This is a genomic window from Nocardioides cavernaquae (assembly GCF_003600895.1).
Lineage (GTDB): Bacteria > Actinomycetota > Actinomycetes > Propionibacteriales > Nocardioidaceae > Nocardioides > Nocardioides cavernaquae.
This window is the reverse complement of record NZ_QYRP01000002.1, coordinates 3,262,142-3,286,282: the sequence shown is the minus strand read 5'-3', so window position 1 is coordinate 3,286,282 and position 24,141 is coordinate 3,262,142. Positions and strand designations below refer to the sequence as shown.

Sequence of the window (24,141 nt, the reverse complement as noted above, 5' to 3'; positions counted from 1 at the left end):
GTCCTGGCTTGCTCAGTGGAACTCGAGGACTCCGTCGTCCACCTTGCTCTTGCGGAGGAACTTCTTGTCGAAGTACCAGTTGTGCTTCAGGCGCCACGGGTCACGGTCGCCGGCCACCGGGAGCTTGCCCTCGGCACGCGCCAGATACCCCGACTGCAGGCCGCCGAAGAGCTGCTGCGGCTCGAGCTCGCCGTTGATCCGGGGAGTGACGACGGCCGTGTTGGTCTCGTCCATGTGCTCGAGGAGCCGGACGACGTACTGGCAGACCAGGTCGGCCTTCAGCGTCCATGAGGCGTTGGAGTAGCCGATCACGAACGCGAAGTTCGGGATGTCCGAGAGCATCAGCGCCTTGTAGGTGAAGGACTTGCCGAGGTCGACCTTCTCGCCGTCGACCTCGATCTCGGCCTTGCCCATCGCGACGACGTCCAGGCCGGTCGCGGTCACGACGATGTCCGCCTCGAGCACCTTGCCCGACTTCAGCAGGATGCCGGTCTCGGTGAACTGCTCGATGTGGTCGGTGACGATGTCGACCTTGTGGCTGTGGATGGCCTTGAAGAGGTCGGCACCCGGCACGACGCACAGGCGCTGCTGCCACGGGTCGTACGGCGCGGTGAGGTGGGTGTCGTAGTCGAAGTCCTTGGGCAGGTGGATCTTCGCCCACCGCTTCAGGATCGCGCGTGCAGCCCGCGGGTTGCGGATACAGAACTCGTAGAAGCCGATCGTGATCGCGGCGTAGCGGGCGTGGATCGCCTTCGCGGCGACCGCGGCCGGCAGCGTCTTCTTCAGGGTCTGCGCGACCGGGTCGATCTTCGGCTGGCTGACGATCCAGGTCGGGGTGCGCTGGAGCATCGTGACGTGGCCGGCCTCGCGGGCCATCGACGGGATCAGAGTCACGGCGGTGGCGCCGGAGCCGATCACCACGACGCGCTTGCCGGTGTAGTCGAGGTCCTCCGGCCAGGCCTGCGGGTGGATGACCTGGCCCTTGAAGTCCTGGAAGCCCGGCCAGTCAGGCGTGTAGCCGGCGTCGTAGTTGTAGTAGCCGCTGGTGCTGAACAGGAAGCTGGCCGTCAGCGTCTCGGTCGCGCCGGTCTCGGTGTTCTCGACCGTGACGGTCCAGCGCTTGTCCTCGGTCGACCAGGAGTACTTCGTCGCCTTGCGGTTGTAGCGGATCTTCTGGTCGACGCCGTACTCGGTGGCGGTCTCCTTGAGGTACTGCAGGATGTCGGCGCCGTCGCCGATGGCGTCCTTGCCGGTCCACGGCCGGAACCCGAAGCCGAGTGTGTACATGTCGGAGTCCGAGCGGATGCCGGGGTACTTGAACAGGCTCCAGGTGCCGCCGAGCTCGCTGCGCTGCTCGAGGAGCGCGTAGTTCTTCGAGGGGAACGCCTGGCTGATGTGGACGGCGGCGTCGATGCCGGACAGGCCGGCACCGACGATGAGGACGTCGAGGTGGGTGGCGTCGGTCATCAGGACTCCTTGTTGGCTTCATTGTCGATGTTGCGGGCGCTGGTGGAACGACCCAGCGCGGCCACCTCTGCGTCCATGCGGGGCAGGAGGTCGGGAACGTGGCGGAGCACGGCGAGGGAGCCCGCAGCAGAGTTCACCACGTTGCGGTTCAGCCCGATGCCGCGGACCCAGCCGGGACAGTAGACGTGCCGCTGCCGTTTCTCGACACCCTTGACGAAGGCCTTCACGCAGGCCTCGACGTTGGTCGTCTTGCCGAGGGGGTAGGGCAGTTTCTTGAGCAGGTCGGAGAAGGCGGTCAGGTCCTTCTTCGCGTCGCGGACCAACGGGGTGTCGATCCACGACATGTGCGCGCAGCCCACGTCGACGCCGAGATGGTGCACCTCGAGCCGCAGCGCGTTGGCGAAGTGCTCGGCACCCGCCTTGCTCGCGTTGTACGCCGCCAGGCCGGGGGCCGCCGCGAACGCCGCCAGCGAGCTGACCACGAGGAAGTAGCCCTTGCTCTCGATCAGTGCGGGCAGGGTCGCCCGGGCGGTGTGGAAGACGCCGAGGACGTTGATGTCCATGACCCGCTTGAAGGCTGCCGGGTCGGTGTGCAGGACCGAGCCGTAGCTGGCGATGCCGGCGTTGGCGATGGCGGCGTCGAGGCGTCCGAACTTCTCGACGCCGGCCTTCACCGCTGCCTCCATCGAGGCGAGGTCGCAGACGTCAGCCACGACAGCCAGGCAGTTGTCCTGGCCGATCTCCGCCGCCGTCTCGTCGAGAGCCGCCCGGTCGAGGTCGGTGAGGATCAGCTTCGCGCCCCGTGCGGCGAGCGCCTTGGCGGTCTCCGCTCCGATGCCGCGCGCGCCGCCCGTGATCAGGATGACCTGGTCGAGGTCGCTCATGGAGCCCCGGTCTCCTTGCGCTTCTGCTTGTCGCTGCCGCTGCCCCCGGCGGCGCGGTTGTAGCACCAGCCGTAGAAGAGGAGCAGGGCCAGCCAGGCGACGATCACGACGCCGTAGCCGACGTCGAACCACCACTTCGGCACGTCGTCACGGGTCTCGCGCTGGAGGAACTTCTTCTCCAGGATCGTGCTGACGCGGTCGCCGTCGTGGATGTGGACGGCCTGGCCGGCCTGGGACGTGATCGCCTCGTCGTGGGGAGCGTAGAGCGGGAACGAGACCATCTGGTTGGGCGCGCGGTGCAGGCGCAGCAGCGTCTTCCAGTTGCCGTAGAGCGGCACCGGGTACTCGCTGCGGTACTCGCCCGGCGTGCCGGTGGGCACCAGTGCGCTTCGGACGATGCCCGGGACATCGGCCTCGGGGTCGCGCGGGACTTCGCCCTCGAAGCCCTTGGGGCGACCCTGCCACGACAGGGCGTAGAACCAGACCGCGCCGTCAGCGGCGTCCTTTCCGTCGAACTTCACGGTGACGGTCCTGAGGCACGGCTCGTCCTCGATGGCGGAGGGGTACTCGCACGGGTACTCGCCCGTCTCGACGCCCTCGAAGTCCAGCGTGGCGTGGTAGGTGTCGCCCGTCTTCGGAACCCCGAAGATGCCCATCAGCACCACGAAGATGACCATGCCCGCAAGGCCGAACCCGCGGAAGGGAAGGCGGCCGACAGGCGGCGTCTTGGTGCCGATCAGCTTGATCCGCGCCACCAGCCACAGGGCGAGGAGGCCGCCACCGAGTGCGGCGATGGTGCTCACGCTCAGCAGGAACGGCAGCTGCTCCGAGTTGAAGGGCTGGGGCAGCGGCATGAACTCCTTCGACCACAGCCACTCGGCGTACATGCCGAGGGAGCCGACCAGGAGGCTGCCGATGACGGCGAAGAGCTCCGGGTGGTCACGGCGCTTGGGCTGCATCACCGCGGCGACGACCTCGATGATCACCGCTGACGGGACCAGCAGGAGGAACCGTGCGGTGAGCACGTCGGGCAGCAGGTCGACGCTGAGCCAGAGGAAGCCGTGGATGGCGAGGTAGAGAACGGACACGAGGGCCGCGCCACCCGGACCCATCCACAGACGCGCCGCGATCAGGATCCATGCCGCGAGGAAGCCGAAGATGAGGAACTGGGTCGCAGCCGGGAACTGGGGAACGCCGAGGTCGAACTCCATGAGGAATGCGAACGGGATGCCGCAGAGCGCCATCGCGCCCACGGCAAGGACACGACCGATGTAGCCCTTGGTGAGGCGGGAGCCGACCTGCGCGGCCTCGGCGAGCAGCACGGGCACGCCGAGCACGAAGGTGACTGCGCCGCCGATCATCATGACGTGGGTCGGTCCCCACTCGGTGACGTCCTGACCGAAGAGGCGGTGCCACAGGTCGTCGGCGGGGAAGCCGATCAGTGCGATGACGCCGGCGCCGGTGATGATCACGGCGCCCAGCGGGACCCGCCAGGTGGGCGCGAGCTTGAGCGCGTAGCGGGGGAGCGGGTCCTTGGCCAGCGCCATGCTCAGGATGCCGGCGTGGCAGAAGCCGAGGATGCCCGCGAAGATGAAGTAGTGGCTGGGGTTGGCCAGCGGGCCCTCGTCACGGCCGTTCTGCATGTGGATCGGGACGTCCCACCACACGCCGAAACCGGCGGAGACGATCGCGACGAGGCCAAGCGCGACCGGGAGGGCGACCCAACGCGGGACACCGGAGATGCGCGCAGCCCAGTCGGCCAGCTTGCCGACGAAGTTGGGGCGGTCGGTCCGTTCCATCAAGGTGACCCAGGCGAAGAACAGGATCACCGCCCCGGCCATGCCGGCTGCGATCAGGATCTCGCCGAATGCGGCGCCTCCAGCGGGCGGTGCTGCTTCAGCCATGCGGAGCTGCATGTGCAGCCCTCCTTCTCTTGCCAACTTCAGGGATAGTCCCGCAGATCATGTGCGACACGACGTCGCAGTGAAACTATGGTTCGGCGCGAGGCCGGTCAAGCAACCGCAATGTGACGCTTGACGCCTACTGTGGCGTTGATCACCTGCCCGTGGGGAGATTTCCCAGCGCTTTTTTTCGGGCCCGCGAAATCCCCCGCTCAGAAATGCGAAACGGCGCCCACATCCAGAGGATGCAGGCGCCGTTTCAACGCTGTCAGCGCTCGAGATCAGACCTCGAACTGGGCCGCCTCGAGGCGCTCCTTGACGTCCTTGAGGAACCGGCCGGCGTCGGCGCCGTCGACCAGGCGGTGGTCGTAGGTCAGGGCCAGGTAGACCATGCTGCGAACCGCCAGCGACTCGCCGGTCTCGGGGTCGTCGATCACGACCGCACGCTTCACCACGGCACCGGGGCCGAGGATCGCGACCTGCGGCTGGTTGATGATCGGCGTGTCGAAGAGCGCTCCGAAGCTGCCGAGGTTGGTGATCGTGAAGGTGCCACCCGACAGGTCGTCAGGAGTGATCTTGTTGGTGCGGGTGCGCTCGGCGACATCCGCGATCTTCTTCGCGAGGCCCGCGATCGAGAGGTCGCCGGCCTGCTTGACGACCGGGGTCAGAAGGCCCTTCGGGGTGTCCACCGCGAACGCGACGTTCTCGGTGTCGAAGTAGGTGACCTCGCCGGCCTCGGCGTTGAAGTTGGCGTTCAGCTTGGGGTGGTGCTTGAGCGCGTCGACCGCTGCCTTGGCGAAGAACGGCAGGTACGTCAGCTTGACGCCCTCGCGGGCCAGGAAGTCGGCCTTCTTGTCCTCGCGCATCCGGGCGATCGCGGTGACGTCGACCTCCATGACCTGGGTCAGCTGTGCAGAGGTCTGCAGCGACTCGACCATGCGCTCCGCGATGACCTTGCGCAGGCGGCTGACCTTCTCGGTCGTGCCGCGCAGCGGGGACGGGGTGGCAGCTGCGGGCGCGGCTGCAGCTGCCGGAGCTGCGGCGGCCGGAGCCTCCTTGGCCTTCGAGGCGTCGATGACGTCCTGCTTGCGGATGCGGCCGCCGACGCCGCTGCCCTTGATGGAGGTCAGGTCGACGCCGTGCTGGACGGCGAGCTTGCGGACGAGGGGCGTGACGTAGCCGGTGTCTCCACCGGGGGCGCTCGGTGCAGCCGGAGCCGGAGCAGCGGGAGCCGGAGCAGCGGGAGCCGGAGCAGCGGGAGCCGGAGCAGCGGGAGCCGGAGCAGCGGGAGCCGGAGCAGCGGGAGCCGGGGCCGGTGCAGCGGGGGCCGGTGCAGGCGGAGCGGCGGGGGCTTCAGCGGCAGGCGCGGCGGCGGCGGGGGTGCCGGAGCCGACGATGGCGAGCTGGGCGCCGATCTCGACGGTTTCGTCGGTGGCGACGTTGATCTCGAGGAGGGTGCCGGCGACGGGTGAGGGGATCTCGGTGTCGACCTTGTCGGTGGAGACCTCGAGGAGGGGCTCGTCGACTGCAACGGTGTCGCCGACGTTCTTGAGCCAGCGGGTGACGGTGCCTTCGGTGACGGACTCGCCCAGGGCGGGCAGGAGGACCGGGGTGCCGGAAGCGGGCGCAGCAGGCGCGGCCGGAGCAGGAGGCGCGGCGGGTGCGGCGGGTGCCTCGGCCGCAGGAGCTGCCGGAGCTGCGGGAGCCTCCGGGGCTGCCGGGGCTGCCGGGGCTGCCGGTGCGGCGGCGGGGGTGCCGGAGCCGACGATGGCGAGCTGGGCGCCGATCTCGACGGTTTCGTCGGTGGCGACGTTGATCTCGAGGAGGGTGCCGGCGACGGGTGAGGGGATCTCGGTGTCGACCTTGTCGGTGGAGACCTCGAGGAGGGGCTCGTCGACTGCAACGGTGTCGCCGACGTTCTTGAGCCAGCGGGTGACGGTGCCTTCGGTGACGGACTCGCCCAGGGCGGGCAGGAGGACCGGGGTGCCGGAAGCCGGAGCGGCGGGGGCGGCCGGGGCGGCGGGCGCCTCGGCGACAGGAGCGGGTGCGGGGGCGGCGGGCGCCTCCTCGACCGGGGCTGCGGGGGCAGCGGCCGCCGGAGCCGAACCGGCCTCGTCAGCAGCGCCGATCACGGCGAGCACTGCGCCGATCTCGACGGTCTCGTCCTCGGTGGCCTTCACCTCGAGCAGCACGCCGGCGACGGGAGAGGGGATCTCGGTGTCGACCTTGTCCGTGGACACCTCGAGCAACGGCTCATCGACCGCCACGGTGTCACCGACCTGCTTGAGCCAGCGGGTGATGGTGCCCTCGGTGACAGACTCTCCGAGGGCCGGCAGGGTGACTTCGGTGGCCATGTGCGTCCTTTGCGATTTCGGTCTTCAGGCCTGCGCGCGCGTGGGGTACCCCAGTGCGGGGACCATCTTTGCACTAAGAGCCTCATGGCTGTCACCAGCCCTGAGACACACTCATGGCATGGGATGGTTACGCGCAAGTAGGGGCTCCGAAGGGGAGGAGCACCTCCTCGAGTTCATCCGCACCCGCCGCGGAGTCGAGGGATTCGTCGAGCCCCGCACTGCGGTTGCCGATGTCACGCTGCTCCTCGTCGCCCACGACGGCGAGTGGACGCGGCGCCGTGTGCCGTCCGTCGAATGGGCGCACAAGTTCGCCAACAAGCACCGCGTTCCGTCGTACGACGCTGCCGTCGTCGGCATCCCGAAGCGCATGCGCGAGTGGAACAGGCGCCAGCTTTCCGGCGAGTGAGCTCAGGCGAGTGAGTCGACGTAGTCCACGAGCGTCGCCAGACCGAACCCGGACCCGCCAGACGTGAGGTGCCCCTGCGGTCCGCCGGTGCTGAAGGCCGGACCCGCGATGTCGAGGTGGCCCCACGGGAGGCCGCCGGTGAACTCGCGCAGGTACGCCGCGGCGAAGAGCGCGCCGCCCCACCGGACGCCGTCGTAGTGGGTGATGTCTGCGACCTTGCTCGAGCGGACCCGCTCGGACATCTCGTCGGGGATCGGCATGCGCCACAGCGCCTCGCCGGCGACCTCGGAGGCGGCGACCAGGTCGGCGACCACGCTGTCGTCTCCGATGACCCCTGCCATCTTGTCGCCGAGCGCGACCACCATCGCTCCGGTCAGCGTGGCGATGTCGACGATCGCGTCCGGCTCCTCCTCGGCAGCGAGGGCGAGCGCGTCACAGAGCACCAGGCGGCCCTCGGCATCTGTGTTGACGATCTCGACAGTCGTGCCGTTGCGGGCAGTCATGACGTCGCCGGGGCGCATGGCGGAACCGCTGATCATGTTCTCGGCCAGGGGCGCCCACGCGGTCACGCGGACCGGCAGGCCCAGCTCTGCGATCGCGACGAGGGCGGAGATGACCGTGGCCGCGCCGGCCATGTCCTCCTTCATCGTGGCCATGGAGCTGGACGGCTTGATCCAGTAGCCGCCGGTGTCATAGGTGATGCCCTTGCCCACCAGGGCGATGTGCTTCGTGGCACCTTCGGGCTCCCAGGTCAGCTTGACCAGCCGCGGAGGAGTCGCGGAGCCGCTGCCGACCGCGAGGATGCCTCCGCACCGCTCGGTGGCAAGGCGCTGCTCGTCCCAGACCTCGATGCCGATCGCGGGTGCACCCTTGGCTGATGTCGCGGCGTGGTGCATGGCGACGATCTCGGCGGCGAACGTGCCGGGGTTCAGGTCGTTGGCGGGGGTGTTCACCCAGTCGCGCACGCGGATCGTCGCCGCAGCCAGGACCTTGGCCCGCTCGAAGGCGGCGACCGCGTCCTTCTGGCGAGCGACGGCACTCAGGATGACGACCTCGGGAGCCTCGTCGGGCTTCGCGGCGGTCTCCTTCTTGTAGCGACCGAACGTGTAGCTGCCGAGCATGTGCCCCTCGGTGACCGCGCGGACCAGCTCGGGGGAGTCGGCGGGCAGTGCCAGCCCGACGGACGCGGCGTTCGACACGGCGCGGGCGGCGGCGCCGGCCGCGCGGCGTACGACGGAGGGGGAGAGCTTGCTCGTCGGGCCGAGGCCGACCAGCACGAGCAGCGGCGAGCCGATCACGCCACCTGTCGGGATCTTGGCGGTCTCGCCGGCCTTGCCGGTGACCCCGAGAGTGCTGAGGAGGGGGCGGAGCTTGCGGCCCCAGGCTTCCGCGACGTCTCCGCCACCGGGTGCGAGCTCGGGGCCCTTGTCCGTGCTGACGACGCCGACCACCACCGCGTCCACTCGGGTCTTCGCGGGGCTGGCATTGCGGAGGATGTACGTCGTCACCCGTCGAACTGTAGTTGGCGGATCTGGTTGTAGGTTCTGGTGCCATGACCGACGACCTGCTCACTTCGCCGCTTCATGACCGTCACGTTGCTCTCGGGGCCAAGTTCTCGGAGTTCGGCGGCTGGTCCATGCCGTTGCAGTACCCCGGCGGTGTGGTCGAGGAGCACACGTCCGTGCGCGAGCGCGTCGGCATCTTCGACGTCAGCCACCTCGGCAAGGCGATGGTCAGCGGCCCTGGTGCCGCGGCGTACGTCAATGCGACGCTGACCAACGACCTGGGCCGCATCGGACCGGGCCAGGCGCAGTACACGCTGTGCTGCGACGAGGAGACCGGCGGCATCGTCGACGACCTCATCGCGTACTACCAGGACGACGAGCACGTCCTCCTGGTGCCGAACGCCGCCAACACCACCGAGGTCGTACGCCGCCTCCAGGCGTCGGCGCCCGAGGGCGTGAAGGTGGTCAACCACCACCGCGACTACGCGGTCCTGGCCGTGCAGGGTCCGAAGGCGGACGAGACGCTCGAGAAGGCCGGACTGCCGACGGGGCACGACTACATGTCCTTCGTCGAGGCCGCCCTTCCCGATCTGCTGGACTCCGGGACGGGTGTTGTCGTGTGCCGCACCGGCTACACCGGCGAGCGCGGCTATGAGCTGATCGTCGCGAACGCTGCTGCTCCGGCAGTGTGGGACGCGCTGATGGCTGCCGGCGAGGAGTTCGGGATCGTGGCGTGTGGCCTCGGTGCCCGCGACACCCTGCGCACCGAGATGGGCTACCCGCTGCACGGCCAGGACATCTCGCCGACCGTCACTCCCAACGAGGGTCGTGTCGGCTGGGCTGTCGGCTGGAAGAAGCCTGCGTTCTGGGGCCGCGACGTGCTCGTTGCCGAGAAGGAGGCCGGCCCCAAGCGCACCCTGCGCGGCCTCGTCGCCGTCGGTCGGGGCATCCCGCGTTCGCACATGAGCGTCCACCTGGCTGCTGACGTGCCGCTCGGCGAGATCACTTCCGGCACCTTCTCGCCGACGCTGAAGAAGGGCATCGGCCTGGCCCTGCTGGCTTCGACGATCGAGGAGGGGCAGGAGGTCCGCGTCGACATCCGCGGCCGCCAGGAGATCTTCACCGTCGTGAAGCCCCCGTTCGTCGACACGAGCGTGCGCGAGAGCTGATCTCGCCCCGAACAGAGGCTGCTTCGCGCTGCCGGGGTCAGGCGACGAAGGCGAGCGTGACGAGCACGCTGGTGAACGCGACCTCGATGGTTGCTCCGTAGACATCCCCGGTGACCCCGCCGAAGCGGCGCATGGCGTGGCGGGCGAAGAGTGGGCCGGTCGCCAGCGCAGGGAGCACGACGGCGAGCCACGTCAGGTACGACGTGCCCGATGTCGTCCAGCCCGCCGGCAGGTTGGCCCATCCGAGACGCACGAGTCCGAGGGCCATGAGGGGCAGCCAGGACAGGGTTACGAAGTAGACCGAAGCGGCGCGGGGGTGCGGCACGCTGCCAGCGACAACCGAGCCGAGGCCATCGGCACGTGCGGCTGGATAGGAGGGGCGGCAGAGCTCCACCAGCGCCAGCCGGCTGACGACCAGCGCACCCACGAGTGCGAGCACCCCGTAGCCGGCGCCGATGCAGGTGGCGAGGGCGGTGACCTGGATCAGCAGGACCAGCAGCAGCGTGGCGACACCGAACGGTCCGATGTCGGACTTCTTCATGATCGCGAGGGCGTCCTCGCCGCGGCGACCGGAGCCCAGTCCGTCCGCAACATCGGCGAGGCCATCGAGATGCATGGCACGGGTCAGCCAGGCAAGGGCGCCGATCGTCAACGCAGCAAGGAGAAACGGCGACCCCGCGCCAGCGTGGGAGAGCAGCCACAGTGGCACTCCGAGCAGGGTCGCGAGGACCAGGCCGACGAGGGGCGCGAAGGTCATCGCCCAGCCCGCGGTGTCGCGGTCGACGCGGGTCGGGGGCTTCACGGGGAGGATCGTCAACGTGCCGAAGGCCAGCCGCAGCGAGTCGGGCAGGAGCCTCACAGGCGGACCGTCCGTCCAGCCACGCACCAGACCACGTCGTTGGCGACGGCCGCGACGGCGGCGTTGAGGGCGCCCATCTCGTCGACGAAACGCCGGGTGCCGGGGTCGGCCGGGATCACGCCCTGGCCGACCTCGTTCGTCACGAGGACGACATCGCGACCGGCGTGCGCGAGCGTGTCGACGAAGTCAGCGACCTCGAGACGGAACCCGGCCTGGTTGCGGGCCCAGCCCTCGTCGCTCCAGCAGTCGTGGCCGTCCATGATCCTGGTGAGCCAGAGGGTCAGGCAGTCGACGAGCAACGGCCCACCGGGCTCGGATGCCATCCGTGCCACGTCGAGAGTCTCGATCGAGCCCCACGAAACCGGCCGGCGCTCCTGGTGGACCCGCACGCGCTCGGCCCAGGCAGCGTCGTCGGCATCGCCCGGATACCCGGTTGCCACGTAGGTGACGTCGGTCCGATCGCGCAGCAGCCCTTCGGCGTACCGCGACTTGCCGGATCGGGCTCCGCCGATGACGAGGGTCAGCACGCCGCAGAACCTACCGCGCCCTACGCTGGGTGCCATGACGTTGCCCGACCAGCCGCCGACGTTCCGCCCCGCTACTCCCGAGCCGCAGCCGTGGCGCTGGCGCCTCGAGGACTCGACTGGTGCCGAGGTGAGCGTGCCCGACGACCTCGCCGGGCAGACGTTCCCGAGCCAGGCTGATGCCGAGTCGTGGGTGGGGGAGTTCTGGCCCGAGCTCGCCGAGGCCGGCGTCGACGCCGTGACCCTCTTCGAGGACGACCGCGAGGTCTACGGCCCGATGTCGCTGCACGCCTGAGTCAGGCAGCGAGGATCAGCTGCGCCAGGTAGAGCTCTGCGCGGCTGCCGTCAGCCAGCGCAGCAGTGGCAACCGGCATCGGCGGCGACGTCGAGCCGTGCACGTGGTGGGCAGGGGTCAGCGTCGTGACCTGGTGTGGTCCGTCAGAAGTCGATGGCCAGCTCAGCCAGCCGGGCTCTTCCTTGACGAGATTGCAGGTCACGCAGAGTCCCTGCCCGTTGTCGGCGCTGGTCGGCCCGCCGGAACGCGCGGGGGTGACGTGGTCGATCTGCCGGATCGGTGCACTGCACCACGGACTTCGACAGGTGCTGCCGTCACGAAGACGGATCAGCTCGGCCAGGGCAGGTGGAAAGAGTCTGCTCTGCGAGTCCATCGCGACCAGGTCGCCGTCGCCCGGGACGGCGAAGAGGCGACGCAGCTCCGCGCGCGCCGCAGCCGATGCCTGTGCAGTCAGGGAACGGCAGATCGATGCAGGCACCACGCCGAGGCCCGGGATGCTGCCCGGCTCGTCGCTGTCGCCGAGGAGCGTCTCTGCGCTCACGACCAGATCGACCACGACCGGGACTGGCGAAGCAGTGTCGAGCCCGGTGATCCGCCTGACCACAGTGTCGGCCTTGACCTGATCACGACTGCGCTCGTCTCCGGCGTTGCGCGCCTCGTCGCCCGCCCTGTCGAGCGCGCGAGCGATCGCTGCGGCGTGCTCCTCGGCCACGATCGCTGAAACGCGCGAGGTGCCGTCACCCAGACTGCGCACGGTGACCCGACGACGCTCGCGAGCGCGACTCCACCGCTCGTCGGCACCCTCGGCGTCGAGCCGGTAGACGACCCGCCGCACCAGATCGCGCAGCTGGGTGTCGCCGAGGGCGACGAAGGAGGAGTCGAGCGTGCGGTCGACCTCGCGCCGCAGCTCAGGTGCCAGGTCGCGGGTCTCGGTTGCGATGACCGCCGCGCGCTCCTCGGAGATGTCTCCGCGGGCGAGGGCGTCGAGAGTGTGGGGCAGGTCGTGGAGCAGGGCGTCGGCCAGCTCGAGCTGCCGCCTCCCGGCGTGGGGGCCCGACCGGCGCGCGAGTCCGATCTCCGAACCGAGGCTCGCGGCCCGGCGCCCGGACTCGCTGCGGACCATGCCGCGCGACTGGGCCAACGCGACGGTGAGCACAGCCTGTGCTGCGGCAGACGCGGCCTTCACTCGCTCCAGCGCCTCGATCTGCGCGATCACCTCGGTGTCGGTCGGGGCGATGGCCACGCCGGCGAGCTGCTCGACCAGTGCGCGCAGATCCTCGACGGATGACAGATCGCGCGACGACAGATCGACCGGCGACAGATCGACCGGCGACAGATCGACCGGCGACGGGGCGTCGGTCGATGACGAGGTGCGGGAGGCTTCCCGAGCGAGGGCCATGACCCATTATCGATCGAACACATGTTCGAAGTCAAGGCTTTCGGGTGTCTGTGGACAGCCCGTGGGGCTGCTCGTTCCGGGTTCCTGCCCCGACTAGGGTCGTTGCCATGACCAGCCCGCACCCGGTCCCCGAGGACGTCCGCGCGGTCTGTGCCGCCTGGCTGGAGCTGATCGACGTTGCCGCCCCTGGACTCGTGACCGGACTCCACGTTCGCGGCGGCATCGGCTTCGGCGAATACATCCCCGGCGTGAGTGACATCGACATGGTTGCCGTGCTGGACCACTCGCCTTCGGACGACGAGGTGGCCGCGCTCGAGGCCGCGCACGCCGAGCTCGCCGCCACGCATCCGCAGCCCCCGCTCGACGGGTTCCACCTGACTGCTGCCGACCTGGCCAAGGACCCCGACGACTGCCCGGATCTCCCGTGCGCGCTGCACGGCTGGTTCGAGCCGGCGGACCGCTACGACGTGACGCCGGTCGGCTGGCATGAGCTGGCCCGCCACTCGATCGCCGTGCGTGGTGACCTCCCCGAGGTCTGGACCGACCAGCAGCGGCTGGAGGACTTCACCCGCCAGACGCTGACGACCGAGTGGGCTGAGATCGCCGCATCGCTGACGAAGTTCCCGCAGGAGTCGGCCGCCGACGAGGCCACGTGGCACGTCCTCGCGGCCGCACGCATGCACCACCTGCTGGTGACCGGGGAGATGACCAGCAAGTCCGCCGCGGGGCGCTGGGGACTCGTCCACTACAACGCCCGCTGGCATCCCGTGATCCGCGAGGCACTGCGCCTCCGTGACGCAACCTCGCAGACGAGCGAGTACGCCGACCCGGCTGCGCGCGGGGCGGACGTCGCTGCCTTCACGGCGTACGTCGTCGATGATGCGACATCCTGAGACGGCCACGGAAGACAATCACGTCAAAGTCGCGCGAGACGCTATAGTTTGGCCATGAGTCGGCTCCCGGACTTCTTCCTGATCGGTGCTCCCAAGGCGGGCACCAGTGCTCTGCACGTCGCGCTGACGCAGCACCCCGACCTCTACCTGAGTCCCGTGAAGGAGCCGAAGTACTACATGTGCGGCGACTCCCCGCCGCCGGCGTACAAGGGGCCGGGTGACGCCCACAGCAACCAGGAGTGGATCTGGCAGCGCGCCCGCTACCGGGCGCTCTTCGACGGGGCCCGCCCCGACCAGCTCGCCGGTGAGAGCACGCCGTTCTACCTCTACAACCGCGACGCGCGACGTCGACTGCACGCCGACGTCCCGCACGCGAAGCTGATCGCGGTCCTGCGTGACCCCGTCGACCGGGCGTACTCCAACTGGATGCACCTGTGGATGGACGGGCTCGAGCCGCGCGCCGACATCGTCGAAGCCGTGCGCCGCGAGCAGCAGCGCATCGACAACGGGTGGGCGCCGTTCTGGCACTACCAGGGGCTCGGCATGTACGGCCGCCAGGTGAAGGATCTCTTCGACCACTTCCCTCGGGAGCAGGTGCTGCTGCTCCGTTACCGCGAGCTCGTCGATGCGCCAGCGGAGACGCTGACCAAGGTGTTCGGCTTCCTCGGGGTGCCGGACCGGCAGATCGCGGAGATTCCGCGCGACAACTCCCGGCCGTTCGTCCGCGACGGCCTGCGCACCCGCGCACTCGGCACGGTCATCCGTGGCGGCGCGCTGGCCGGCCAGTTCGCGCCGCCGCATGTCTGGCGCCGGGTCAGCGCGCCGATCATCGCCCAGCTGCACCGTGGCGGCGACCCGTCCCGGCCACGCCTGACGCCCGAGCAGCGCAACGCGCTCCTCGAGCCGCACCTGCCCGACATCGAGCTGCTCGAGCAGGTGACCGGAGAGTCGTACGCCGACTGGAAGGTCTACCGCGACGGCGGCACGTTCGAGAGCCGTCGGGCCCGGCTCAGCGTCGTCAGCTGACCCAGCTGACCAGGTCGTGCGCGCCGTCAGGCCGCGCGGCCTCGGCGTAGTAGCGGGTCTGCTCGCCCCACGGCACCGCCGTGACGTAGCGCAGCGCGCCATCTGAGTACGGCGAGCGCGCGACCGGGCGGGAACCCTCGGGGTGGAGCAGGCCGTCGGCTCCTTCACGCGCGATGCCGGTGACCTCGAACCAGTTGTCCTCGGCGGTCGCGCGACCGTCGTAGAGCGCGACGACGGGGTCGAGCGACAGGACGGCGGTGACGCGTGCGCCGCGTGCGTCCCAGGATCCGGGGGTGGGGGAGAGGACGGTGCCCACACGGGTCCAGGTGAGCCCGTCCCGGCTCGTCGCGTACGCCGTGGTCATGCGGTCCTCGTGGCCGGCCTCGGTCAGCGGGTGCTCGCAGAGCCAGGCATGCCAGGTGCCGGCGTCATCGATGAGGAAGACCGGGTCCTTGACTGCCACGTTGTCGTCGCCGGGGAAGACGACCGTGCGGCTGCCCCGGGGGAGGTCCTCGATCGTGTCTGCGTCGAGGGCCTCGATCCACCAGTGCTTGCTGTCGGGGGTGGCGCAGGAGAGGAAGAGCCGCCAGCCGCCCTCCGGGCGGGGCAGCAGCGCGGGCCGTTCGAACGACTCGGCGCCGAACGTGTCCCGGTGCACCACGCAGACCTGCTCGAAGCTCACCCCTTCGGTCGAGCGGGCGACGACGGTCGTCACGCCACGGCCCTCGGCGAGCGGGCGGCGTACGCGGTAGGTCAGGTAGACGACGCCGTCGTGGAGGACGGCGGTCGCTGCACCCGACCAGTTGCCGGGACCGGCGGCCGGTGCGGGCACGACGACCTCGGGTTCTCCGAGCTCGAACAGGACGGCAGCGTCGACAGTCATGGCCGAAGTCTACCGAAGAAGTGCAGTTTAGGGCCGGAAGGGCTTGCAGGTAGATTCGGCGCCGTGCAGACCTATCTCGATCTCCTCCAGCGCATCCTCGACGAGGGCACCGAGAAGGGCGATCGCACCGGCACCGGCACGCTCAGTGTGTTCGGTCACCAGATGCGCTTCGACCTGTCCGAGGGCTTCCCGCTGCTGACCACCAAGAAGGTCCACACGCGCAGCGTCTTCGGTGAGCTGCTGTGGTTCCTCCGCGGCGACACCAACGTGCGCTGGCTGCAGGAGCGCGGCATCACGATCTGGGACGAGTGGGCCGACGAGCACGGCGACCTCGGTCCCGTCTACGGCGCGCAGTGGCGCTCGTGGCCCGCCCCCGACGGTCAGCACATCGACCAGCTCGCGAAGGTGATCGAGCAGCTCCGCACGACGCCCGACTCGCGTCGCCACATCGTCTCCGCGTGGAACCCGGCGCAGGTGGACGACATGGCGCTGCCGCCGTGCCACTCGCTGTTCCAGTTCTACGTCGCTGACGGCAAGCTGTCGTGCCAGCTCTACCAGCGCTCGGCCGACGTGTTCCTGGGAGTGCCGTTCAACATCGCGTCCTACGCACTGCTGACGCACATGGTGGCCCAGGTGTGTGGCCTCGAGGTCGGCGACTTCGTGCACACGCTGGGCGATGCGCACCTCTACGTGAACCACCTCGAGCAGGCCCGGCTGCAGCTGACCCGCGAGCCGCGCGCATTGCCGAAGCTCGTGCTCAACCCCGACATCACCGAGATCGACGCGTTCGAGCTCGAGGACATCGCGGTCGACGGCTACGATCCGGCTCCCGCGATCAAGGCCCCGATCGCCGTATGAGCACGCCTGCCGGGCGCACCGTGACCTCGGTCGCCGCCGTTGCCGAGAACGGCGTGATCGGTGGCGACGCCGACATGCTGTGGCACATCCCCGAGGATTTCGCCCACTTCAAGGCGACCACCATCGGCCACACGCTGATCATGGGTCGCACCACCCACGAGGGCATCGGCCGCCCGCTCCCGGGCCGGACGACGATCGTGCTCACCCGGGACACGGAGTGGAGCGACGAGGGCGTGCTCGTGGCGCACTCGATCGAGGAAGCGCTCGGGCTCGCCGACACCCTGACCGGCGAGGTGATGATCGGCGGCGGCGCAGCGGTCTACGAAGCCGCGATGCCCTACGTCGACGTGCAGATCCTGAGCGAGGTGCCCCTGAGCCCCGAGGGTGACGCCTTCTACCCGGAGTTCGACCGGGACGAGTGGCTCGAGGTGCGCCGCGAGCCGAGGGACGGTTTCGAGATCGTCTGGTGGGAGCGCCGGACCGCCTGATTCCGGGCTCGAGGTGGGCACGGCGCATATCCACGTGCATCGGGCGATAGCCTGATCCCATGACTGACGTTGAGGGTCCCGCCGCCCCCTTCGGCCGCGTGCTGACCGCGATGGCGACGGCGTTCACGCCCGACGGTGAGCTCGACCTCGAGGCGATCGGCCGCACCGCGACCTACCTCGCCGACAACGGTCACGACGGCATCGTCGTCTCCGGCACCACGGGCGAGTCCGCGACGACGACGATCGACGAGGACGGCCGCGTGCTCGCGACCGTCAAGGACGCTGTCGGCGACCGGGTCAAGATCGTCGCCGGCGTCGGCACCAACGACACCCGCCACTCGGTCGAGCTTGCCGAGCAGGCCGCGAAGCTGGGTGCCGACGGCCTGCTCCTCGTCACGCCCTACTACAACAAGCCCGCGCAGGCCGGCATCGTGCACCACTTCACGCAGGTCGTCGGCGCCACCGACGTCCCGGTGATGCTCTACGACGTGCCGGGCCGGACGGGCACCAAGCTGGCCCCCTCGACGTACGAGGCGATGGCCGGGCTCGACTCCGTCATCGCGGTGAAGGACGCCTCCGGCGACTGCACCCAGACGGTCCTGCTTCGCGAGCTCGGGTTCGACGTCTACTCCGGTGACGACGCCCTCACCCTCGGCTTCCTCGCCTATGGCGCCTGCGGCGTCGTCTCCGTGCTCGGCCACGCCGCCGGCAAGGAGCTCAAGGCCATGATCGACAGCTTCCTCGCCGGCGACCTCGCCGGCGCCCAGGCCATCAACGCGCGCCTCCAGCCCGCGCTGCAGGCCGTCATGGGGGTGCCGAACTACGGCGCCACCACCGCCAAGGCGACCCTCCAGTTGCTCGGCGTCCTCGACAACCGCACCGTGCGGTCGCCCCTTCTGGCCCTCGACGACGAGGAGCTGGCCGCACTGCGTGCCGGCCTCACCGCGTCGGGCCTGCTCTGACCTGCAAAGGACCACATGACCCACGCGCACCCCGAACTGTCCGCTCCGGCCGAGCTTCCCGCGGGGGCGCTCCGCGTCACCCCGTTGGGCGGTCTGGGGGAGATCGGTCGCAACATGACCGTCTTCGAGTACGACGGACGGCTGCTGATCGTCGACTGCGGTGTCCTCTTCCCCGAGGAGAACCACCCCGGCGTCGACCTGATCCTCCCGGACTGGTCCTCCTTCCGGGACCGGCTCGACGACATCGAGGCGCTGGTCCTGACGCACGGCCACGAGGACCACATCGGCGCGACGCCGTACCTCCTGCGTGAGCGTGGCGACATCCCGCTCGTCGGGTCCAAGCTGACGCTGGCGCTGCTCGGCAACAAGCTGCGCGAGCACCGGCTCCGCGAGACGGTCCACCACGTCGTGAGCGAGGGGGACAAGATCGCGTTCGGCCCGTTCGACCTCGAGTTCGTCGCGGTCAACCACTCCATCCCGGACGCGCTCGCCGTAGCCATCCGCACGGGCGCCGGCCTGGTCCTGCACACCGGTGACTTCAAGATGGACCAGCTGCCGCTCGACGGCCGCATCACCGACCTCAACGCGTTCGCGCGGCTCGGTGACGAGGGCGTCGACCTCTTCATGACCGACTCGACCAATGCCGAGGTCCCCGGCTTCACCACGGCCGAGAAGAGCATCGGCCCGGTCCTCGACCGCGTCTTCCACCAGAGCAGCCAGCGCATCATCGTGGCCTGCTTCGCCTCCCACGTGCACCGCGTGCAGCAGGTGCTCGACGCCGCGGTCTCGCACGGCCGCAAGGTCGGGTACGTCGGTCGGTCCATGGTCCGCAACATGGCCATCGCGCAGGAGCTCGGCTACCTGACCGTGCCGCCGGGCGTCGTCGTCGACGCCAAGGAGCTCGCCGACCTGCCCGCGGAGAAGACCGTGCTGATCTGCACCGGCTCCCAGGGTGAGCCGCTCTCCGCGCTCAGCCGCATCGCGCAGCGCACCCACAACTTCGTGCACCTGGAGGAGGGCGACACCGTCGTCCTGGCCAGCTCGATGATCCCGGGCAACGAGAACGCCATCTACCGCGTGATCAACGGCCTGTCCCGCTGGGGCGCCAACGTCGTGCACAAGGGCAACGCCAACGTGCACGTCTCGGGCCACGCCAGCGCGGGTGAGCTCCTCTACTGCTACAACATCGTCAAGCCCAGGAACGTGCTGCCCGTGCACGGCGAGATCCGGCACATGCAGGCCAACGCGGCGCTGGCCAAGGCCACCGGCGTACCTGCCGAGCACGTCGTGATCGCCGAGGACGGCGTCGTCGTCGACCTGGTCGACGGCAAGGCCCAGATCGCGGGCAAGGTGGACTGCGGCTACGTGTTCGTCGACGGCTCCAACGTCGGTGGCATCACCGAGGCCCAGCTCAAGGACCGCCGCATCCTCGGCGAGGAGGGCTTCATCTCGGTCATCACGGTCGTCGACCTGTCAGGCGGCAAGGTGCTCAGCGGTCCGGAGATCCACGCACGCGGCTTCGGCGAGGACGACAAGGTCTTCGACGAGATCAAGCCGGCCATCATCGACGCCCTCAACAAGCTGCTGGCCGACGGCACCGACGACCAGCACCAGCTGCAGCAGGCCGTACGCCGCGTGGTCGGCCGCTGGGTCGGCAACAAGCACCGTCGTCGCCCGATGATCATCCCGGTCGTAGTGGAAGCCTGACCCACCTGCTGTTACCGCGACACGCTTCTGTGGTCCCTGTGACTGGTGTGACGATCGCTTACTGTTCAGAACATGGCGACCCGTACGTCTTCCCCGGCGGGTTCTCGAGGCGGCAGCACCAGCAACAAGGGTGCCGCAGCCTCCCGGACCCGTAGTACTGGTGGCCAGGCCAAGCGACCCTCGTCGTCGACCCGCAAGCCTTCCTCGGCTCGCAGGCCCGCACCACGAGCAGTCCGCAGTGGACCTGGCCCCGTTTTCCGTGTCTTCTTGGCGCTGTGGCGCGCCGTGGTGGCGTTCTGGCTCGGCCTCGCGGCCGCCGTCGGTGCCACCGCGCGCTCGATCGGCAAGACCGCTCGCGACCTCGAGCCCGAGCACCGTCGTGACGGGGTCGGCCTGACCATGATCGGCCTCGCGCTGATCGTGGCGGCCGCAGTGTGGTGGCGCCTGCCCGGCGACGTCATGGAAGCCGTGCGACTCATGGTCGCCGGCTCCGTTGGCAAGCTCGCCTGGTTCGTCCCGCTCGCCCTGGTCTGGCTCGGCTGGCGCACGCTGCGCGACCCGGAGCGCAACGGTCCGGTCGGTCGCCAGCTCATCGGCTGGGGAGCGCTGGGCGGTGGCCTGCTCGGCATCATCGCCATCGCCAACGGCAGCCCGGCCTCCGGTGACACCGACAAGCTCCAGGAGGCGGGCGGCGCGATCGGCTTCGTCGTCTCCTCACTGCTCATGGACCTGCTCCAGACGCCGTACGTCGTCGTGCCGCTGCTGGTCCTCGTCGCGTCGTTCGGTGTCCTCGTGATCACCGCGACGCCGCTCTACCAGGTCCCGACCCGCCTCGCGGAGACCCGCGACAAGCTCCTCGGCCGCCAGAAGCACGAGCCTGCTTCGCCGCTCGCTCTCGAGCGCGCCGGCAAGGGCATCAAGTTCGGCGAGGGGGACCCGGCGTACGACACGCCCCTTGTCGGCGAGAGGGGTCTCTCCGACCGGGAGATCAAGAAGCGCCAGCGCAAGTCGCTCACCGATTCGACCGACAGCTCCGACGGCGCGGCAGACGCGATCGACATCGCTGCCGGCTTTGCGGACCCCGACACCGAGCCGACCGGCCCGATCGCCGGCCTCGGCGGAGTTGCCGGTGTCGTCGGCTTCGGCAAGGGGCGGAACAAGCCCGCCAAGGAGGAGAAGGGCGATCTGGAGCCCCCGCCGCACACGCCGCTCCCGCAGCGCGTGGAGCAGCTCTCGCTCTCGGGCGACATCACCTACACGCTTCCCGACAGCGAGGTGCTGAAGGTCGGTGACGCCCACCAGGCGCGCACCAAGGCCAGCGACATGATCGTCGGGCGCCTGCAGGGAGTGCTCGACGAGTTCGGCATCGATGCCCAGGTCACCGACTACACCCGCGGCCCGACGGTCACGCGCTACGTGGTCGAGGTCGGCACCGGAGTCAAGGTCGAGAAGATCCTCGGCATCCAGAAGAACATCGCCTATGCAGTGGCGAGTGCCGACGTCCGCATCCTCAGTCCGATCCCCGGCAAGTCCGCGGTCGGCGTCGAGATCCCCAACCCGGACAAGGAGATCGTCACCCTCGGTGACGTGCTCCGCTCCAACACGGCGCGCAACAGCCCGCACCCGATGGTGGTCGGACTCGGCAAGGACGTCGAGGGCGGCTTCGTCGTCGCCAACCTGGCGAAGATGCCCCACCTGCTCGTCGCGGGTGCCACCGGCTCCGGAAAGTCGTCGTTCATCAACTCGATGATCACCTCGATCCTGATGCGGTCGACGCCTGACGAGGTCCGGATGATCATGGTCGACCCGAAGCGGGTCGAGCTGACCGCCTACGAGGGTGTCCCGCACCTGATCACGCCGATCATCACCAACCCCAAGAAGGCCGCCGAGGCGCTCGAGTGGGTCTGTCGCGAGATGGACATGCGCTACGACGACCTGGCCAACTTCGGCTTCCGTCACATCGACGACTTCAACAAGGCCGTCCGCGCGAAGTCGGTCGAGGTGCCGCCGGGCAGCGAGCGCGTCCTCGCGCCGTACCCGTACCTCGTCGTCATCATCGACGAGCTCGCCGACCTGATGATGGTCGCTCCGCGCGACGTCGAGTCGTCGGTTGTCCGGATCACCCAGCTCGCCCGTGCGGCGGGCATCCACCTGATCCTCGCCACCCAGCGCCCGTCGGTCGACGTGGTCACGGGTCTGATCAAGGCCAACGTGCCGTCGCGACTCGCCTTCGCCACCTCGTCGCTGGCCGACTCCCGGGTCGTCCTCGACCAGCCGGGTGCGGAGAAGCTGGTCGGCCAGGGTGACGGCCTCTTCCTCCCGATGGGTGCCTCCAAGCCGATCCGCGTGCAGGGCGCGTGGGTAGGCGACAAGGAGATCGAGCAGGTCGTCCAGCACGTCAAGGGACAGCTCGAGCCGACGTACATCCCCGAGGTCACCGCGCCCGCTGCCTCCAAGCGCGAGATCGACGACGACATCGGTGACGACCTCGACCTGGTCATCCAGGCGGTCGAGCTGGTCGTGTCGACCCAGTTCGGCTCGACCTCGATGCTGCAGCGCAAGCTCCGCGTCGGCTTCGCCAAGGCAGGCCGACTGATGGACATCATGGAGAGCCGTGGCGTGGTCGGACCCAGCGAGGGTTCGAAGGCCCGTGACGTGCTCGTGAAGCCCGACGAAATCGACGAAGTCATCGCGACCCTGCAGGGGGAGATGTGAACACCCAGGAAGCCGCTGACCACCAGGGCTACGAGGACGACAACCGCGGGTACGAGACCACCGGGAGCATCCTCAGCGCTGCCCCCGACCTCGTCGAGGTACGCCGCAACGGTGGCCTCGGCGCGCTGCTCGGCGCTGCCGCGTCGGCGGTCGCGATCGGCTACCTCGCCCGCGCCGCCTCGACCAGCTCGCCACTCGACTGGGTGCTGGCCGTCGGCCTCGGCCTGCTCGCGGCGTTCCACCTGCACTCCTTCGTCGACGCACGTACGCCGCTGCTCGTCGCCGACAGCCAGGGTGTCCGCATCCGGCTCGGTCGCGCCTGGCGTGGCGTGCCGTGGGGCGGTCTCGCCTCCGTCGAGGTCACCCCGCGTCAGGGCCTGGTCCGCGACGGCCGGCTCGTGCTGGTGCCGCGCAACGCGGAGAAGGTCCTCGCAGACCTGGACGCCTCAGGCCGTCGTCAGGGCAAGATCAGCAACCTGCTCTACGGCTCGCCGTTCGCGCTGCCGCTCGGACTCTCGACCCGCGTCACGGGTGACTCGTCCGAAGACCTCACGACCGCGCTGCGCCAGCTCGCTGGTGGAGGTGCCCGCGTCGTCGAGCTGCTGCCCGGCTCGCAGTCTGCGGCCGAGCCGGTCGAGGTCGTCGAGACCGAGGACAAGCCGCGTCGCTCGCTGCGCGTCCCGGACCCGCGTCGCTTCCTCGCCCACGCCATCTCCACGGTCTCGGGCGGCATTCGCGCCGGCTCCGAGGCCCGCGCCGAGCGACGGGCTGACAATCGGGCCGCCCGCGCCGCCGAGCGCGAGGAGGCACGTCTCGCCGAGGAGGCAGCTGCCGCCGACGCAGCGCGCATCGTTGCGGCGTCGCCGACCCCGGCGCCGCTGCGCGAAGCCCGTGCCGGCAAGCGGGCTGAGCTCCGCGCCAGCATCGTCTCGGCGGTGGACGCCGCCGAGGTCAGCGAGCCCGTCGCGGGACGCCAGCTGCGCCGTCCCGGCAGCGTGGACCTGGTCGAGGAGAAGGTCACCTGGGGTGACCGGGTCCGTCCGATCGCGCGCATTCGTGAGTCGGTCGAGCCGCTCGTCATCGACGACTTTGCGGCCCAGCCGGCCGCCGACCCGATCATCGGCCCCAACCTCGCGGCCGCGCGTCGCCGCATCGGCCTCTCGGTCGACCAGCTCGCCGAGCGCACCCGGATCCGTCCGCACGTCATCGAGGCGATCGAGGTCGACGACTTCGTGCCGTGCGGCGGAGACTTCTACGCCCGCGGACACCTGCGCACGCTGGCCCGGGTCCTCGGAGTCGAGATCGCGCCGCTCATGGCGTCGTACGACGAGCGCTACGCCGACGCCCCGATCAACCCCCGCCGCGTGTTCGAGGCCGAGCTGGCCTCCGGTGCGCACGGCGGGATCCGCTCGATGAAGGGTGGCCCGAACTGGTCGATCCTCGTCGCTGCGGTCATGACCGTCGTGCTCGCGTGGTCCGTCGCGCGGCTCGTCACGGACTCTCCCGTCGAGGTTCGCGAGCAGGCTCCGACGCTGCAGCAGGGCCCTGACGGCTCGGGCGTCCCGAACTACATCGGCACCCAGCCGGTCACGCTCCGGCTGACCGCCTCCGACGGTGGCGCGCGTGTCGTCGTCAGCGACGACCAGGGCGACATCGCCTTCCGCGGCTCGATCGCCGCGGAGGAGAAGCAGGAGATCTCGGTGGTGCCTCCGGTGACCGTCGAGGTCAAGGACAACGGAGCCGTGGCAGTCGCCATCGACGGACGCGGCAAGGGCTTCGTCGGCGGTGCCGGCGGACAGGCCACGAGGACCTTCACGCCCAAGCCGTAGGGGCCTGATGAGCACGA

Annotated in this window: 20 protein-coding genes; 11 read left to right on the top strand and 9 right to left on the bottom strand. The window is 69.7% G+C overall.

Annotation, left to right across the window (positions count from 1 at the left end; genetic code table 11):
- Positions 1-12: 12 nt before the first annotated feature.
- From D4739_RS15805 to sucB, 4 genes are all read right to left on the bottom strand, one after another.
- Complete coding sequence (locus tag D4739_RS15805) at positions 13-1,467, bottom strand: flavin-containing monooxygenase (protein ID WP_120061497.1); 1,455 nt, start codon at positions 1,465-1,467, stop codon at positions 13-15.
- Positions 1,467-2,351, bottom strand: a complete 885-nt coding sequence (locus D4739_RS15800) for an SDR family oxidoreductase (protein WP_120061496.1) — start codon at positions 2,349-2,351, stop codon at positions 1,467-1,469. Before D4739_RS15800 ends, D4739_RS15805 begins: the two co-directional genes overlap by 1 nt.
- Complete coding sequence (locus tag D4739_RS15795; protein ID WP_120061495.1) at positions 2,348-4,267, bottom strand: ABC transporter permease; 1,920 nt, start codon at positions 4,265-4,267, stop codon at positions 2,348-2,350. Before D4739_RS15795 ends, D4739_RS15800 begins: the two co-directional genes overlap by 4 nt.
- Positions 4,268-4,533: 266 nt before the next feature.
- Positions 4,534-6,606 (bottom strand): 2-oxoglutarate dehydrogenase, E2 component, dihydrolipoamide succinyltransferase, encoded by a 2,073-nt coding sequence (gene sucB, locus D4739_RS15790; protein WP_120061494.1) that lies wholly within the window; start codon positions 6,604-6,606, stop codon positions 4,534-4,536.
- 118 nt (positions 6,607-6,724) lie between these two features.
- On the opposite strand from sucB, the gene D4739_RS15785 reads away from it, so the two are divergent.
- Complete coding sequence (locus tag D4739_RS15785; RefSeq protein ID WP_120061493.1) at positions 6,725-7,012, top strand: hypothetical protein; 288 nt, start codon at positions 6,725-6,727, stop codon at positions 7,010-7,012.
- Positions 7,013-7,014: 2 nt separating this feature from the next.
- On the opposite strand, the gene D4739_RS15780 is transcribed toward D4739_RS15785, so the two are convergent.
- Positions 7,015-8,520: a leucyl aminopeptidase gene (locus D4739_RS15780; protein WP_120061492.1), complete on the bottom strand. Its 1,506-nt coding sequence runs from the start codon at positions 8,518-8,520 to the stop codon at positions 7,015-7,017.
- 44 nt (positions 8,521-8,564) lie between these two features.
- Between D4739_RS15780 and gcvT the strand changes: the two genes are divergently transcribed.
- Positions 8,565-9,686, top strand: a complete 1,122-nt coding sequence (gene gcvT, locus D4739_RS15775; protein ID WP_120061491.1) for a glycine cleavage system aminomethyltransferase GcvT — start codon at positions 8,565-8,567, stop codon at positions 9,684-9,686.
- Positions 9,687-9,723: 37 nt separating this feature from the next.
- Here gcvT and D4739_RS15770 read toward each other — a convergent pair whose 3' ends face one another.
- Entirely contained in the window at positions 9,724-10,545 is an 822-nt protein-coding gene (locus D4739_RS15770) for an adenosylcobinamide-GDP ribazoletransferase (RefSeq protein WP_120061957.1), read from the bottom strand.
- Positions 10,542-11,072, bottom strand: coding sequence for a bifunctional adenosylcobinamide kinase/adenosylcobinamide-phosphate guanylyltransferase (locus D4739_RS15765; RefSeq protein ID WP_238473678.1), 531 nt, complete (start codon positions 11,070-11,072; stop codon positions 10,542-10,544). The genes D4739_RS15770 and D4739_RS15765 overlap by 4 nt, the downstream gene beginning before the upstream one ends.
- A 34-nt stretch (positions 11,073-11,106) precedes the next feature.
- Here D4739_RS15765 and D4739_RS15760 point away from each other — a divergent pair, with 34 nt between their 5' ends.
- Complete coding sequence (locus D4739_RS15760; RefSeq protein ID WP_120061489.1) at positions 11,107-11,364, top strand: hypothetical protein; 258 nt, start codon at positions 11,107-11,109, stop codon at positions 11,362-11,364.
- Position 11,365: 1 nt separating this feature from the next.
- Here D4739_RS15760 and D4739_RS15755 read toward each other — a convergent pair whose 3' ends face one another.
- Positions 11,366-12,763, bottom strand: a complete 1,398-nt coding sequence (locus tag D4739_RS15755; protein ID WP_120061488.1) for an HNH endonuclease — start codon at positions 12,761-12,763, stop codon at positions 11,366-11,368.
- A 107-nt stretch (positions 12,764-12,870) separates the two neighbouring features.
- Between D4739_RS15755 and D4739_RS15750 the strand changes: the two genes are divergently transcribed.
- Together D4739_RS15750 and D4739_RS15745 are read left to right on the top strand one after the other, a co-directional pair.
- Positions 12,871-13,656 carry an aminoglycoside adenylyltransferase domain-containing protein gene (locus D4739_RS15750; protein ID WP_120061487.1) on the top strand — a complete coding sequence of 262 codons (786 nt, stop codon included), beginning with the start codon at positions 12,871-12,873 and terminating at the stop codon, positions 13,654-13,656.
- 54 nt (positions 13,657-13,710) lie between these two features.
- The gene (locus D4739_RS15745; RefSeq protein ID WP_120061486.1) at positions 13,711-14,682 is read left to right on the top strand and encodes a sulfotransferase family protein; all 972 of its coding nucleotides are present in this window, start codon (positions 13,711-13,713) and stop codon (positions 14,680-14,682) included.
- Here the strand turns inward: D4739_RS15745 and D4739_RS15740 are convergent.
- Positions 14,675-15,565, bottom strand: a complete 891-nt coding sequence (locus D4739_RS15740) for a hypothetical protein (RefSeq protein ID WP_120061485.1) — start codon at positions 15,563-15,565, stop codon at positions 14,675-14,677. The two genes, D4739_RS15745 and D4739_RS15740, sit on opposite strands and share 8 nt — an antisense overlap.
- Positions 15,566-15,628: 63 nt before the next feature.
- Here D4739_RS15740 and D4739_RS15735 point away from each other — a divergent pair, with 63 nt between their 5' ends.
- From D4739_RS15735 to D4739_RS15710, 6 genes are all read left to right on the top strand, one after another.
- Entirely contained in the window at positions 15,629-16,423 is a 795-nt protein-coding gene (locus D4739_RS15735; protein ID WP_120061484.1) for a thymidylate synthase, read from the top strand.
- A complete protein-coding gene (locus D4739_RS15730; RefSeq protein WP_120061483.1) occupies positions 16,420-16,911 on the top strand; it encodes a dihydrofolate reductase in 492 nt (163 codons plus the stop codon). The genes D4739_RS15735 and D4739_RS15730 overlap by 4 nt, the downstream gene beginning before the upstream one ends.
- 59 nt (positions 16,912-16,970) lie before the next feature.
- Entirely contained in the window at positions 16,971-17,873 is a 903-nt protein-coding gene (gene dapA / locus D4739_RS15725; RefSeq protein WP_120061482.1) for a 4-hydroxy-tetrahydrodipicolinate synthase, read from the top strand.
- Between the two features lie 15 nt (positions 17,874-17,888).
- The gene (locus D4739_RS15720) at positions 17,889-19,580 is read left to right on the top strand and encodes a ribonuclease J (protein WP_120061481.1); all 1,692 of its coding nucleotides are present in this window, start codon (positions 17,889-17,891) and stop codon (positions 19,578-19,580) included.
- 72 nt (positions 19,581-19,652) lie between these two features.
- The gene (locus D4739_RS15715; protein WP_120061480.1) at positions 19,653-22,295 is read left to right on the top strand and encodes a DNA translocase FtsK; all 2,643 of its coding nucleotides are present in this window, start codon (positions 19,653-19,655) and stop codon (positions 22,293-22,295) included.
- Positions 22,292-24,124 (top strand): helix-turn-helix domain-containing protein, encoded by a 1,833-nt coding sequence (locus tag D4739_RS15710; protein ID WP_120061479.1) that lies wholly within the window; start codon positions 22,292-22,294, stop codon positions 24,122-24,124. The genes D4739_RS15715 and D4739_RS15710 overlap by 4 nt, the downstream gene beginning before the upstream one ends.
- The last annotated feature ends 17 nt before the right edge of the window (positions 24,125-24,141 follow it).

What these genes read in the sequence shown, in the direction of transcription:
- D4739_RS15720 (WP_120061481.1), top strand. Translation starts at nt 17,889, where the DNA reads ATGACCCACGCGCACCCCGAACTGTCCGCTCCGGCCGAGCTTCCCGCG.
- D4739_RS15795 (WP_120061495.1), bottom strand. Translation starts at nt 4,267, where the DNA reads ATGCAGCTCCGCATGGCTGAAGCAGCACCGCCCGCTGGAGGCGCCGCA.
- D4739_RS15760 (WP_120061489.1), top strand. Translation starts at nt 11,107, where the DNA reads ATGACGTTGCCCGACCAGCCGCCGACGTTCCGCCCCGCTACTCCCGAG.
- sucB (WP_120061494.1), bottom strand. Translation starts at nt 6,606, where the DNA reads ATGGCCACCGAAGTCACCCTGCCGGCCCTCGGAGAGTCTGTCACCGAG.
- D4739_RS15740 (WP_120061485.1), bottom strand. Translation starts at nt 15,565, where the DNA reads ATGACTGTCGACGCTGCCGTCCTGTTCGAGCTCGGAGAACCCGAGGTC.
- D4739_RS15730 (WP_120061483.1), top strand. Translation starts at nt 16,420, where the DNA reads ATGAGCACGCCTGCCGGGCGCACCGTGACCTCGGTCGCCGCCGTTGCC.
- D4739_RS15715 (WP_120061480.1), top strand. Translation starts at nt 19,653, where the DNA reads ATGGCGACCCGTACGTCTTCCCCGGCGGGTTCTCGAGGCGGCAGCACC.
- gcvT (WP_120061491.1), top strand. Translation starts at nt 8,565, where the DNA reads ATGACCGACGACCTGCTCACTTCGCCGCTTCATGACCGTCACGTTGCT.
- dapA (WP_120061482.1), top strand. Translation starts at nt 16,971, where the DNA reads ATGACTGACGTTGAGGGTCCCGCCGCCCCCTTCGGCCGCGTGCTGACC.
- D4739_RS15785 (WP_120061493.1), top strand. Translation starts at nt 6,725, where the DNA reads ATGGGATGGTTACGCGCAAGTAGGGGCTCCGAAGGGGAGGAGCACCTC.
- D4739_RS15750 (WP_120061487.1), top strand. Translation starts at nt 12,871, where the DNA reads ATGACCAGCCCGCACCCGGTCCCCGAGGACGTCCGCGCGGTCTGTGCC.
- D4739_RS15745 (WP_120061486.1), top strand. Translation starts at nt 13,711, where the DNA reads ATGAGTCGGCTCCCGGACTTCTTCCTGATCGGTGCTCCCAAGGCGGGC.
- D4739_RS15800 (WP_120061496.1), bottom strand. Translation starts at nt 2,351, where the DNA reads ATGAGCGACCTCGACCAGGTCATCCTGATCACGGGCGGCGCGCGCGGC.
- D4739_RS15805 (WP_120061497.1), bottom strand. Translation starts at nt 1,467, where the DNA reads ATGACCGACGCCACCCACCTCGACGTCCTCATCGTCGGTGCCGGCCTG.
- D4739_RS15755 (WP_120061488.1), bottom strand. Translation starts at nt 12,763, where the DNA reads ATGGCCCTCGCTCGGGAAGCCTCCCGCACCTCGTCATCGACCGACGCC.